Source organism: Nocardia vaccinii NBRC 15922 (genome assembly GCF_001613305.1).
Classification (GTDB): Bacteria; Actinomycetota; Actinomycetes; order Mycobacteriales; family Mycobacteriaceae; genus Nocardia; species Nocardia vaccinii.
The window spans coordinates 317615-330758 of sequence record NZ_BDCC01000009.1 but is presented as its reverse complement, the minus strand read 5'-3'; the positions used below and the strand labels follow the sequence as shown (position 1 = coordinate 330758).

The following is a 13144-nucleotide window of genomic DNA, read 5'->3' as shown; positions in this document are numbered from 1 at the left end:
GGCGGAGTGGGCGGGGTGTTGTCGTCCTGCGGCGTCTAGGCGCCGAGACCACCGCTGCCGCTGGCGATGGGGCCCAGGTCGATTCCGGCGATGGTGGCGGCACTACCAGCACCCGCCGAGAATGCGGCGATGGCGAGGGCCATGATTACTACGACAGCCGTTTTCCGCACGATTGGATCTTCTCCTCACACGATCTTCGTTCGATCTTCGTTCGGTGTTCATCCGGGGCCGCGAACGGTGCTCGACCGGGCCGAGCGCGTCCGGGCCCGACAGTCATCAGACCATGGTCCAGGCCGGTCCGCACCGTCCTGATCGCGGCGGCGGGCGCCGCGGACGCGGTGCGGCCGGACCGCCCGGTGCGCTGGACAGCCGGGCATAGGCTGGTCACATGGTGTCCGAACGAGAACTACTCGCATCCGTCCCCACACAACTCTGGATCGGCGGCCCGGTGGATGCCACCGGTGGCGCGACCTTCCCGGTGGAGAATCCGGCGACCGGCGAAACCCTCGCCGAGGTGGCCGACGCCACCCCCGAGGACGCGGTGCGCGCCCTCGACGCCGCGGTGGCGGTGCAGGACGAGTGGGCCGCCACCCCGGCCCGGCAGCGCGGCGAGATCCTGCGCGCGGTCTACGAGCGGATCATCGAGCACACCGAGGATTTCGCGCTGCTGATGACCTTGGAAATGGGTAAGGCGCTGCCCGAGAGCCGCAACGAGGTGCGCTACGGCGCGGAATTCTTCCGCTGGTTCAGCGAGGAGGCCGTGCGCATCCACGGCCGCTACCAGACCGCGCCGACCGGCACCGGCCGCATCATGGTGCACAAACAGCCGGTCGGGCCGTGTCTGGCGATCACGCCGTGGAACTTCCCGCTGGCCATGGGAACTCGCAAGATCGGCCCCGCGCTGGCGGCGGGCTGCACGATCATCGTCAAACCGGCCTCGGCCACTCCGCTGACCATGCTGCTACTGGCGCAGCTGTGCCGTGACGCGGGCCTGCCCGACGGTGTGCTGTCGGTGATCACCAGCCGCCGTTCCGGCGCGGTGACCGCGCCGCTGATCAACGACCCGCGCCTGCGCAAGCTCACCTTCACCGGATCGACCGAGGTCGGCAAGAAGCTGGTGGAATCCTCCGCGCACGGCCTGCTGCGCACCTCGATGGAACTCGGCGGCAACGCCCCGTTCGTGGTGTTCGACGATGCCGACATCGATGCGGCGGTCGAGGGGGCGATGCTGGCCAAACTCCGCAACGGCGGTGAGGCGTGCACCGCGGCCAACCGTTTCCACGTGCACAACTCGGTGATCGAGGAATTCACCCAGAAGTTCGTCACCGCGGTTCAGCGGACCACCCTCGGCCCGGGCGCGGATCCGGACACCACGCTGGGTCCGCTGATCAACGCCGACCAGCTCGACACGGTCAGCGAACTGGTCGACGACGCCGTGTCCAAGGGGGCGCAGGTGCGAACCGGCGGCAAGGCGCCCGGTGGTCCCGGCTACTTCTATCCGGCCACGGTGCTGGTCGATGTGCCGTCGAATGCCCGCATCCTGAGCGAGGAGGTGTTCGGGCCGGTCGCGCCGATCATCGGGTTCGATACCGAGGAGCAGGGCCTGGCCGCGGCCAACGACACCGAATTCGGCCTGGTCGCCTACGTTTACACCCGGGATCTGGACCGGGCGCTGCGCATCGCCGAGGGCCTGGAGAGCGGCATGGTCGGCATCAACCGGGGCGTCATCTCCGATCCGGCCGCGCCCTTCGGCGGGGTGAAGGCATCGGGCTTCGGCCGCGAGGGCGGCACCGAGGGCATCGAGGAGTATCTGTCGACCAAGTACATCGCGCTGCCGTAGCCGGCGAGCGACTGCGGCAGGACAGCGAAAACCGCCCCGGGACCGATGCCCGGGGCGGTCCGATGCGAAATGCGATGTGACCGAGCCGATCTCGGCTGATTGTGGGTCAGCGGCCGAGACGGCCGCGACCCAGGCGCAACAGCAGCATGGCGAGCGTGTGGCCCTCCTGGCCCAGCTCGCTGAAACGCTCGAGGACCTTCATCTCGCGGGAGTGGACCAGCCGCGTACCGCCGTTGGCCATGCGAGTGCGGCCGATGATTCGCGAGATCTCGGTGCGGCGTTTGATCGCGGCCAGGATCTCCGCGTCGAGGCGGTCGATCTCCTTGCGGAGCTTGTCGATCTCCGCCTCGCTGCTGGGCAGCGCGGCATCGGACCCGGTCGTCGTCGTAGAGGTGCTCATACTTCTTCTCCTCGTGTCAGAACTTCGATCGGCGGGCGACCGCTGGCCGTTACCGATGGGTTCTTTCACCGTGAATCAGGCCCGGTGGGCCATATATTCCCCCCTTCGTCACCCATGCGCTCAAATGCGAAATCGGCGACCGGGGTGGACGGCGGTCGGCCGGGCTGCAGTGGTTGCGCGAGCACTGGACATGTGGTCAGTCTGCCATGCTGGGTACACGGCTACAAGCTTGTCGGTGCTCGCCGGTAGCGTGGGAGAGCGATGGAGACCACGGTGGCTGACAAGAGGCGTCCGCACGCGCGGACGGGGCAGGCAGATGACGCGGGGCATGCGGCGGGCCCCTCGCACGATGCGGCGGCGGGTGCGGTCGAGCGGCTACTCGAGGGTCTGAATCCGCAGCAGCGTGCGGCGGTGGTGCACAGCGGCACACCGCTGCTGATCGTCGCGGGCGCCGGATCGGGCAAGACCGCGGTGCTGACTCGCCGGATCGCCTATCTGCTGGCCGCCCGCGGTGTCACCCCTGGCCAAATCCTGGCGATCACCTTCACCAACAAGGCCGCCGCCGAGATGCGCGAGCGGGTGGCCGGGCTGGTCGGCCCGCGCGCGGCGAGTATGTGGGTGTCCACGTTCCACTCCAGCTGCGTGCGCATCCTGCGCACCCAGGCCGCGCTGCTGCCCGGCCGGAACACCAACTTCTCCATCTACGACGCCGATGATTCGCGCCGGCTGCTCGCGATGATCGGCCGCGATCTGGAACTGGACGCGAAGAAGTACACCCCGCGCCTGCTCGCCACCGCCATTTCCAATCTCAAGAACGAGCTGATCGACCCGGAGCAGGCCACGATCGACGCGGAGGCCGACGAGAGTCAGCTGCCCCGGATCGTCGCTCAGGTGTACACCGAATATCAGCGTCGGCTGCGCGGCGCCAATGCGATGGACTTCGACGATCTGATCGGCGAGACGGTCGCCCTGCTGCAACGTCATCCGCAGGTGGCCGAGTACTACCGCCGCCGGTTCCGGCACGTGCTGGTGGACGAGTACCAGGACACGAACCACGCCCAGTACGTCCTGGTCCGCGAGCTGGTCGGGCATCACGCCGCGGGTCCGGCCACCGAGACGGACGATGCGGATGCGGGTGCGGCAGCGGCGGATCCGGAGTTCACCCCGGCCCGGCGCGAGGATGCGGTGGCCCCGAGCGAGCTGTGCGTGGTGGGCGATGCCGATCAGTCGATCTACGCCTTCCGCGGCGCGACCATTCGCAACATCGAGGAATTCGAGCGCGATTTCCCGGACGCGGAAACCATTCTGCTGGAGCAGAACTACCGCTCCACCCAGCACATCCTGTCCGCGGCGAACGCGGTCATCGCGCGCAACGAGGGGCGGCGCGAGAAGAAGTTGTGGACCGATTCGGGCGAGGGCGACCTGATCGTCGGCTACGTCGCGGACAACGAGCACGACGAGGCGTCCTTCGTCGCGCGCGAGATCGATCGCCTGGTCGACCAGGGTGATTACAACTACGGCGACGTCGCGGTCTTCTACCGCACCAACAACAATTCCCGTGCGCTGGAAGAGATCTTCATCCGGATGGGGTTGCCGTACAAGGTGGTCGGCGGCGTCCGCTTCTACGAGCGCAAAGAAGTGCGCGATATCGTCGCCTACCTTCGCGTTCTGGAGAATCCGGAGGATGCGGTGAGCCTGCGCCGCATCCTGAACACCCCGCGTCGCGGTATCGGCGATCGCGCCGAGGCGTGTGTGGCCGTGCATTCCGAACAGCGCGGCATCGGTTTCGGCCAAGCCCTGCGCGATGCCGCCGACGGCAAGGTGGCCTTGCTCAATACGCGGGCTCAGCGCGCCATCGCGGGATTCCTGGATCTGCTGGAGGAGATCCGTACCGCGGGTGTTCAGGAGGATCTGGATTTCCCGGATGTGGGAACCGTGGTCGAGGCGGTGCTCGACCGTTCCGGATATCGCGCCGAGCTCGAGGCGTCCGATGATCCGCAGGACGGCGCCCGCCTGGACAACCTCAACGAATTGGTCAGCGTCGCACGCGAATTCAGCTCCGAGGCGCGTAACAACATGGAGGCTGCCCGCGCGGAGGGGCTGTTGCCCGAGGCCGCCGAGGGTGAGCCCGATCCGGGGTCACTGGCCGCATTCCTCGAGCGGGTGTCCCTGGTGGCCGACACCGATCAGATTCCCGACGAGGGCACCGGGGTGGTCACCATGATGACCCTGCACACCGCCAAGGGGCTGGAATTCCCGGTTGTCTTCGTCACCGGTTGGGAGGACGGCCAGTTCCCGCATATGCGCGCCCTGGGCGATCCGACCGAGTTGGCCGAGGAACGCCGCCTCGCCTACGTCGGCATCACCCGTGCCCGCCGCCGCCTGTATCTGACTCGCGCGGTGGTCCGGTCCGGCTGGGGACAGCCGGTGTCGAATCCGGAATCCCGCTTCTTGCAGGAGATTCCGGGTCATCTGATGGACTGGCAGCGGTTGGAACCGGCCAACTCACCCGGTGCCCGCGGCATGCGCCGCCGCGGCGAGGGCGACGGCCTGGAACGTGACTGGACCCGCGGCGACGGCTGGTCCGAACGTCCCGGCGTCCGCGGTGGCGACCGCCGTCCCGCCCCCGGCAGCGCCAAACGCGGCGTCACGAACCTGGTTCTGGCCGTGGGCGATCGGGTCAACCACGATAAATACGGCCTGGGCCGTGTCATAGCCGCCGAGGGCACGGGCCCCATAGCCAGCGTCACCATAGATTTCGGCACCGCGGGCAAGATCCGCCTCATCCCGCAATACAGCGGCGGAGTTCTGGTCAAACTGTAAAAGGTTGTCGCGCAGAGACTTCGCCACACTCTCCGCGAGAGCGTCCACCACGGCCCGTGATGCCCGGCGTACTCCCTGCTGCCGAGGTGTGCTTCCGTCCTTGTGACCACCTCGATCGCGCCCAGCGGCGAAGCGTCTCCGTTCCGCTGATAGTCGCCCGCGCTGCGAAAGACTCGGAAAGGCCGACTCCGAAGGTCCTCGGCGCGGGCTGGTCGTTCACTTCTTGGAAGCGCATGGCCGAAACCCCGAGTCTCGACCGCACAACACAAGCTTCTGGACACTGAAACCCCGCCGAAGCGAGGCAAGGCGAGGACTGACGCGCCCAGCGGCGAAGCGTCTCTGTCCCGCTGGGAGTCGCCCGCGAAGCGAAAGGCTCAGCACACCAACACCTAGGTTTTCGGCGCGGGCTCGTCGTTCAGCCCTCGAAGCGCATGGCCGAAGGCCGAGTCTCGAGGGGTGAACGACGAGCCATCAAGCGCGCCGAAAACAGCCGTAGCGGAGCGGAGGCCATTAAACCCAGCTAATCCTCTTCGGGGCCCAGGGAAATGCCGCGGCTGGCAAGCCAGGGGAGTGGGTTTATGCGGTCGGTTCCGTGCAGCCAGACCTCGAAGTGGCAGTGCGGGCCGGTGGAGAAACCCCGGTTGCCGATGGTGGCGATCTGATCGCCCGCCATGACGTGCTGGCCCACCGACACCGTGGTGGTGTTGACGTGCCCGTAGACGGTGACGGTGCCGTCCTCGTGACGTAGCCGCACCCACATGCCGAAGCCCGAGGCCGGCCCGGCATCGATGACGGTGCCGTCCATGACCGCGTAGATGGGTGTGCCGATCGGGCCCGCGATGTCGACGCCGGGGTGCAGCACGCCCCAGCGGGTGCCGTACCCGGAGGTGAAGGTGCCGCTGGCGAACTTCACGAAGACCGGCCGGAGTTTGGCCGCGGCCTGGGCGGCAAGGCTTTCGGCGAACTGCTGCCCGTGGTGCAGCACATCCTGGAACTGACTGATATCGGTCACCGGTGCGGCGTCGAGCACCTGCGGCGACTGATTCGAAGTCGCGGCGCCGTTGGTGGGCGTGGAGGCCGCGACCTGGCGTATCTCACCGGTCCTCGGCGCGTCGGCCGTGGCAGGGCGCTGACTGCCGACATGCTGCGCACCGGCCTGGCCGGCGGCGACGACCGCGCCGGCGGCGACCGCCACGACAGCCGCGCGACCCTTGAGGGCTGCGGGCGGAACGGGCATCCGGTGCGCGCCCGGGACACGAGCGGGCCGGTGGCCGGCGTTGCCGCGCGTGCCGCGGGAGATGGGCTGATACGGCTCGTCGGGCTGGTCGTAGTCGATCTGCTCGACCGCGGACGGATCGTCCGAAGCCCAGGGGTCCCACGGGGGATCCTCGGAAGACGGTTCCCCCCAGTGGTATTCGGGGGTCTGCTGCCATTCGTCGGGTTCGGGGTCTGCCCACGCGTCCGAAGGCGTGTTCCACGTATCGCCGACGGGTACGTTCCAGGTAGCCGCCGAGGCGGCGCCCGACCAGCTGTCGGCGCGGCGCGCGGGCCCGGCATACCCGCCGAACGACGCGGCATCGCCGAGGTTGCTCAGACCGTCGCCCTCGCGGCGGTAACGCAATGCGGAGGGGGCGCGATGTCCCGGCTGAAACGGATCGCCACTCATTACCGAATACCTGAGGAGAGATGGTGTCGTGCGGTCGACGGGTCGCCTGCGACGCGGCTCTCTACCTGCGGAGCGCTGTGCTGCAACAAGCCTGCCGTCCTCCTGTGCCCGTCAGCTGCGGAATGTAGTCGTCCGGTGGAGCCCGGTCGGGAGTACAGAGACTACCGCGTCGGACGCCCTCGTTCATGCCGGTCTTGTGACCTTGTTGTGACATCGGTCGCATCGACGGTAACGAAACGATTGCGACCCGGCAAGCGCTCCGACGCATCTACGCCTGCATGTGAGATTCATCACAAGAATTTCCGGGAATAACATGTTCGATATCGGAGCGGGTACGCGGCATTTCGAATACTACGCGGCGTAGTAATTCCATCCTCGCGAATGGCTCGAACCCTGGTCCCGCAGCCGCCGTGGCAACCTACTCGTGAGTAGGGGTGGCCAGCGGTTTTCCCCTCCCGGGCATGGGCCGGTGACCTGTGCCACTTAGGCTGTATGCGGCTGATTTCCCGTGCTCGCGAGTGATTAGAGTCCGATCCGACCCGCCCTGGAACGACGGGACGCCAACAAAGTCGTTGTCACCACAACGCAGACGAGACGGTGAGTACATGGATCTCTTCGAATATCAGGCGAAGGAGCTCTTCGTGAAGCACGGAGTGCCTTCGTCGGAAGGCCGGGTCACGGACTCGGCCGAGGATGCGCGTGCGATCGCGACCGAAATCGGCAAGCCGGTCATGATCAAGTCCCAGGTAAAGGTCGGCGGCCGTGGCAAGGCCGGTGGCGTCAAGTACGCCGCGACCCCCGATGACGCCTTCACTCACGCCCAGAACATCCTGGGTCTGGACATCAAGGGCCACATCACCAAGAAGATCCTGGTCGCCGAGGCCAAGGACATCGCGGAGGAGTACTACATCTCCTTCCTGCTGGACCGTTCGAACCGCACCTACCTGGCCATGTGTTCGGTCGAGGGCGGCATGGAGATCGAAGAGGTCGCCGCCACCAAGCCGGACCGCTTGGCCAAGGTGCCGGTCGACGCGGTCGAGGGTGTGGACCTGGCCTTCGCCCGCTCGATCGCCGAGCAGGGCCACCTGCCCGCGGACGTCCTGGACGCCGCCGCCGTGACGATCCAGAAACTGTGGGAGGTGTTCGTCGGCGAGGACGCGACTCTGGTCGAGGTGAACCCGCTGGTTCGCACCCCCGAAAACGAGATCCTGGCCCTGGACGGCAAGGTCACCCTGGACGAGAACGCCGAGTTCCGGCACTCCGAGCACGCCGAGTTCGCGGACAGGGATGCGACCGATCCGCTCGAGCTCAAGGCCAAGGAGAACGACCTCAACTACGTGAAGCTGGACGGCGAGGTCGGCATCATCGGTAACGGCGCCGGCCTGGTCATGTCGACCCTGGACGTGGTCGCGTACGCCGGTGAGAAGCACAACGGCGTCAAGCCCGCCAACTTCCTGGACATCGGCGGCGGCGCCTCGGCCTCGGTGATGGCCAACGGCCTGGACGTCATCCTGAACGACGCGCAGGTCAAGAGCGTGTTCGTCAACGTCTTCGGTGGTATCACCGCGTGTGACGCGGTCGCCAACGGCATCGTCAAGGCGCTGGAGATCCTGGGCGACGAGGCCAACAAGCCGCTGGTCGTCCGCTTGGACGGCAACAACGTCGAGGAGGGCCGCAAGATCCTCGTCGAGGCCAACCACCCGCTGGTGACGCTGGCGCAGACAATGGACGAAGGCGCGGATAAAGCAGCCGAGCTGGCGTCAACCTCCAACGGCTCGGCCAAGTAAGGAAACAACGGCAATGTCTATTTTCCTCAACAAGGACTCCAAGGTCATCGTCCAGGGCATCACCGGTGGCGAGGGCACCAAGCACACCGCGCTGATGCTCAAGGCCGGCACCCAGGTGCTCGGCGGCGTCAACGCCCGTAAGGCGGGCACCACCGTCTCGCACACCGACAAGGACGGCAACCCCGTCGAGCTGCCCGTGTTCGCGACCGTCGCCGAGGCGATGGAGAAGACCGGCGCCGACGTCTCGATCGCGTTCGTGCCGCCGGCGTTCTCCAAGGACGCCATCATCGAGGCCATCGACGCGGAGATCCCGCTGCTGGTCGTCATCACCGAGGGCATCCCGGTGCAGGACACCGCCTACGCGTGGGCCTACAACGTCGACAAGGGCGGCAAGACCCGGATCATCGGCCCGAACTGCCCCGGCATCATCACCCCGGGCGAGTCGCTGGTCGGCATCACGCCGAACAACATCACCGGCAAGGGCCCGATCGGCCTGGTGTCCAAGTCCGGCACCCTGACCTACCAGATGATGTACGAGCTGCGCGACTTCGGCTTCTCCACCGCCATCGGCATCGGCGGCGACCCGGTCATCGGCACCACCCACATCGACGCCATCGAGGCGTTCGAGAAGGATCCGGAGACCAAGGTCATCGTGATGATCGGCGAGATCGGCGGCGACGCCGAGGAGCGCGCCGCGGCCTACATCAAGGCCAACGTCAGCAAGCCCGTCGTCGGCTACGTCGCGGGCTTCACCGCCCCCGAGGGCAAGACCATGGGGCACGCGGGCGCGATCGTCTCCGGTTCGGCCGGTACCGCCGCCGCGAAGAAGGAGGCCCTCGAGGCCGCGGGCGTCAAGGTCGGCAAGACGCCGTCCGAGACCGCCGCGCTGGCCCGGGAGATCCTGGAGAAGGCCAGCGTCGAGGCCTGAGCCCAGTAGACAGCAGGAAGGCCGTCACCCAATTGGGGTGACGGCCTTCGTCATTGCCTCGGGCGCGTGTTCACGGTGCTGGGAATACGTGGCACAGCCCGAGGGTGCGAACCACTGTGCAGAACATTTCCGAAAGATTCACGGCAAACCTCCTTTATCTCCTCCCGGTAGCACGATCAGCTGGTTCACCTGGTTCATCGGGCGCACATTCCGGCCGACTGCGCGGTTCGCGGTGGCCGTGACCCGGGCGCTTTCGTGCAGTAGCGTCAAGAGGGAATTCAATCTTGACTACGAAGGACTCGATAAGGAGACGACGACATGTCATACCCGTCCGGGGGCTCCGGGTACAACGCACCCGCGCCGACGCCACCCTCCTCCGCGCCCGGCTTCGCGCAGCAGCCGGGCGGTGCTACCAGCAGCAAAGCGGGTCGCCCGGGTTCGAATGCCATGGGGCTGCCGTTCTATCTCACCGTCGGCGCCGCCGTGCTCGGCGTCATCAACTTCCTGCTGGGTTTCGCGCCGTTCGTCTCCACGAGCAGCCACGACCTCGGCGAGGGTTTGCAGACCCCCGCGACCAGCAGCGATTTCTTCTTCTCGTTCGCCGTGTCGGTGTTGATCGTGCTCCTGGCCGGCGGCCTGCTGGCGGGTCTGTCGCTGTTGCCCGGGCAGAACTGGACCGGCGCCGCGGCGGCGGTTTCCGCGGCCGGGTTCGTCGGCCTGATCTTCATCGTGATCGAGGTGCCCGACGGGGTCAGTGTGGGCTGGGGCGCCTGGGTGGTGCTCTTCCTGGCGCTCGTGCAGACCGCCGCGGCCGTTGTCGTGGTGCTCTTCGAAAGCGGCATCCTGTCCGTGCCGGCACCGAAACCGGCTACGCCACAGGCTGTTCCGGGAGGTTACAGCACACCGGGCTACGGCCAGCAGGCGTATGGTCAGGCGCAGCCGGGCCAGTACGGTCAGCAGCCGCCCTCGGCCCAGTCTCAGCAGGGACAGAGCCAGCCGTCCTACGGTCAGTACGGTCAGCAGCCCGGTTACGGTCAGTCGGCCCAGTCGCCCTACGGCCAGCAGTACCCGCAGTACGGTCAGCAGCAGGGTCAGGCGCAGTCGCCCTACGGTCAGCAGCAGTACGGCCAGCAGCAGTACGGTCAGCAGCCGGGCGGGTACGCGGCTCAGCAGCAGCCGTCCGGATCGAATCCGGGTGGTGAGGCGGCCGGTGGCCAGCAGCCGCAGTACGGCTCGCTGAACTTCGGTCAGCAGCAGGGCGGTCAGGGCGCCGCGGCCGGTCAGCCCGGGCAGTCGGCGAGCACGGCCAAGCCGGTCAACCCCTTCGGTGAGGAGCGGCCCGCCAACCCGGCCGCGGACCCCACCACCGCGTTCCGTCCCGGCGAGGACGACAAGAAGTAGCTGTATCGTCGGTCGTCGCTCGCCCCGGCGTGTTCGCCTGATTCACCGGCGTGCCCTGGATTACGCATGGACGAGTGGCGCACGATAGGGAACCTTGTCCACATGAAACCTTGTCCACATGATGGAGTCGGTTCACCTCAGGCGGTGCTGACGCCGGACTCGGAGGGTGGGTGCACAGCGCGGCTCGCCGAGCTGCCTGGTGCGATCAGTCAGGGTGACACGGTCGAGGAGGTGCTTGCGAATGTGCGCGAAGCAGCCGAGTTGCATGTGGAATACGTGACTTCGCAGGAGTGCGCCGCGATCTCAGCGCACCCGATCACGGCTCCTGTTCAGGTGGAAGTGGCGTGACTCGACTCCCGGTGGCATCCGGCGCGGACGTGGTCGAGGTGTTGGCGAAAGCCGGCATCGGTGCCGATGAATTCCGTGACCTGTCGTGACTGCCCCATACCCGGACGAACCGAGCATGAGCGGTGTGACGATCGATATCGGCGAGTCGGGTGCGTGTCGGCGCGCCTGACTCGCCGACACGGTGGAAGCTGTCACCCTGGGGTGTCGTGAGGGAGCGCCGTGGTGAAAGCGGGCGCGCCGACCCGTCGTGAGGGGAAGTCGTGACTGTCGCATCGAATGCCGGACGTCGCGGGGGAGTCGGACCGTGAAAGCTTCTCCCGTCCGGTGGGATCCCCGCGACGCACGCCCGCCGCGTGATGAGAATGCCCGCGGCCCGGGGCACGGGCCCGAGGACAATCTGTTCCTGTCGCTGAGCCCGGATCGGGCTCGGGTACTGCTCATCGTCGCCGCGCGGGCGACCAGTTACACGATCGTGGTGATCGTGGCATTGGTCCTGGCGACGCTGTCCGCCGCGGGGAGCGCGATGACCGGCGCATCGGGCGCGATCGCCGCGGGTTGGCTTGCGGTGCACCAGGTTCCGTTGGTGATCGGCCGCACGACGTTGAGTCTGCTGCCGCTGGTTCCGACGGGTCTGGTGCTGTGGCTGACCGCCCGCGACTGCGCCCGCGCGGTGGAACCGCGCTCCTCCCGCGCGGATCTGGGCTGGATCGTGGCCGCCGCGCTGGCGGGACCGCTGTTGGTCACCGCGGTATGTCTCGCGGTGGCCGAGGACGCCGCGGCGGTGGTAGCGCTGCAAGCGCCGCAGGCCTTGGCCGCCTTCGCCTGGGTGGGCGGATTGCATCTGGCGGCGGCCCTGGCCGGGCTGGCCGGGCGGCCCAATCCGTTGCGCGACCGGGTGATCGCGCGAATCCCGCTGTGGGTCGAATCCGCGGTCCGGATCGCGGTGCGCACGGTATGGCGGCTGCTGTTGTGCGCCGCGGCGCTCACCCTGCTGTCCTTCCTGCTGCACTGGTCCCGGATCGGTGAGACCTACCGCGCGTCGGGCAATATCGGCGGCGCGCTCGGGCTGTCGCTGCTGTCGCTGGCCTACCTGCCGAATACGATCGTCGGCGCGACGGGCTTGCTGGTCGGCGCGCACGTGCACATCGGCGTCGGCGGGCTGAGCGTGTTCTCGGTCTCGGGTGCGCCGGTTCCCGCGCTGCCCATCCTGGCCGCGGTACCGACCGGACCGGCGGCCGGATGGTGGCCGGTGGTGCTGGCCGTGCCCGCAGCGGTGGGTTTGCTGGCCGGGCGGGACTGCGCGCGCGGCACCTACGATCAGCCGCTGCGGCCGTGGGCGACGTTGACCGCGGCGGCGGTCGGGGCGGTGATCCTCGGTGTGCTCGGCGCGATCGCCGGTGGCGAGGTGGGTTCTTTCGGCGCGATCGGGACGGGCGTATTCCTGTTCGCCGGCTTGGCATTCGCCTGGTTCGCGGTGGCCGGATACCTCGGTCTGATCGGTTCGCGCTGGTTCCTGGCCGTCCCCGCCGCCGAACTCGTCGACGAACACGAATACGCGGATGCGAGCTACGCCGACGAGGAATATCACGAGGACGAGTACGACGAGGAGTACGCCGAGGACGGCTATTACGAACGGGACGGTTACGAAGCCGGCGACTACGAGCACGAGCGTCGCTATCTCGACCAGGGTTATGCCGACCGCGGCTACGAGAGTCAGGGCTACGGCGGCCGCGGCTACGACGAGCTCGACTACGACCGCCACGCCCGGCACGGCAATCCGGACGTCGAGGAGATCGACGGTGAACTCGTCGAGGAGCAGGCCGCCCTGGAACCCGTTGTCGATCCCGACGAGATTCTGGACGCCGAGGTGGTGGAGACGGACCTGCCGGAAGGCCGCCGGTGGGACGGTAGCTAGGCTCTAGAGCGGCGGTCCTCGCATCCGCCGCAATCC

10 protein-coding genes are annotated in these 13144 nt (G+C 67.6%); 7 read left to right on the top strand and 3 right to left on the bottom strand.

Annotated elements, in window-relative coordinates; translation table 11 throughout:
- Window positions 1–35: 35 nt before the first annotated feature.
- Window positions 36–170: a hypothetical protein gene (locus NV1_RS46315; RefSeq protein ID WP_281181791.1), complete on the bottom strand. Its 135-nt coding sequence runs from the start codon at window positions 168–170 to the stop codon at window positions 36–38.
- Between the two features lie 218 nt (window positions 171–388).
- Here NV1_RS46315 and NV1_RS06160 point away from each other — a divergent pair, with 218 nt between their 5' ends.
- Window positions 389–1840, top strand: a complete 1452-nt coding sequence (locus tag NV1_RS06160) for an NAD-dependent succinate-semialdehyde dehydrogenase (protein WP_067886334.1) — start codon at window positions 389–391, stop codon at window positions 1838–1840.
- Between the two features lie 106 nt (window positions 1841–1946).
- Here NV1_RS06160 and NV1_RS06155 read toward each other — a convergent pair whose 3' ends face one another.
- The gene (locus tag NV1_RS06155; protein ID WP_067886332.1) at window positions 1947–2240 is read right to left on the bottom strand and encodes a chorismate mutase; all 294 of its coding nucleotides are present in this window, start codon (window positions 2238–2240) and stop codon (window positions 1947–1949) included.
- A 261-nt stretch (window positions 2241–2501) separates the two neighbouring features.
- On the opposite strand from NV1_RS06155, the gene pcrA reads away from it, so the two are divergent.
- On the top strand, window positions 2502–5063 hold the full coding sequence (gene pcrA, locus NV1_RS06150; RefSeq protein WP_084525129.1) for a DNA helicase PcrA: 2562 nt from the start codon (window positions 2502–2504) through the stop codon (window positions 5061–5063).
- 520 nt (window positions 5064–5583) lie between these two features.
- Here the strand turns inward: pcrA and NV1_RS06145 are convergent.
- Entirely contained in the window at window positions 5584–6729 is a 1146-nt protein-coding gene (locus NV1_RS06145; RefSeq protein ID WP_067886330.1) for a M23 family metallopeptidase, read from the bottom strand.
- A 605-nt stretch (window positions 6730–7334) separates the two neighbouring features.
- Here NV1_RS06145 and sucC point away from each other — a divergent pair.
- The 5 genes from sucC (at window position 7335) to NV1_RS06120 (ending at window position 13108) form a co-directional block, all read left to right on the top strand.
- Window positions 7335–8516 (top strand): ADP-forming succinate--CoA ligase subunit beta, encoded by a 1182-nt coding sequence (gene sucC, locus NV1_RS06140; RefSeq protein WP_067886328.1) that lies wholly within the window; start codon window positions 7335–7337, stop codon window positions 8514–8516.
- 13 nt (window positions 8517–8529) lie between these two features.
- The gene (gene sucD / locus NV1_RS06135) at window positions 8530–9444 is read left to right on the top strand and encodes a succinate--CoA ligase subunit alpha (protein WP_067886327.1); all 915 of its coding nucleotides are present in this window, start codon (window positions 8530–8532) and stop codon (window positions 9442–9444) included.
- Between the two features lie 318 nt (window positions 9445–9762).
- Window positions 9763–10845 (top strand): DUF5336 domain-containing protein, encoded by a 1083-nt coding sequence (locus NV1_RS06130; protein WP_067886325.1) that lies wholly within the window; start codon window positions 9763–9765, stop codon window positions 10843–10845.
- A gap of 66 nt (window positions 10846–10911) precedes the next feature.
- On the top strand, window positions 10912–11193 hold the full coding sequence (locus NV1_RS06125; protein WP_218026922.1) for a type II toxin-antitoxin system HicB family antitoxin: 282 nt from the start codon (window positions 10912–10914) through the stop codon (window positions 11191–11193).
- Between the two features lie 304 nt (window positions 11194–11497).
- Window positions 11498–13108 (top strand): cell division protein PerM, encoded by a 1611-nt coding sequence (locus NV1_RS06120; protein WP_067886322.1) that lies wholly within the window; start codon window positions 11498–11500, stop codon window positions 13106–13108.
- Window positions 13109–13144: the final 36 nt, after the last annotated feature.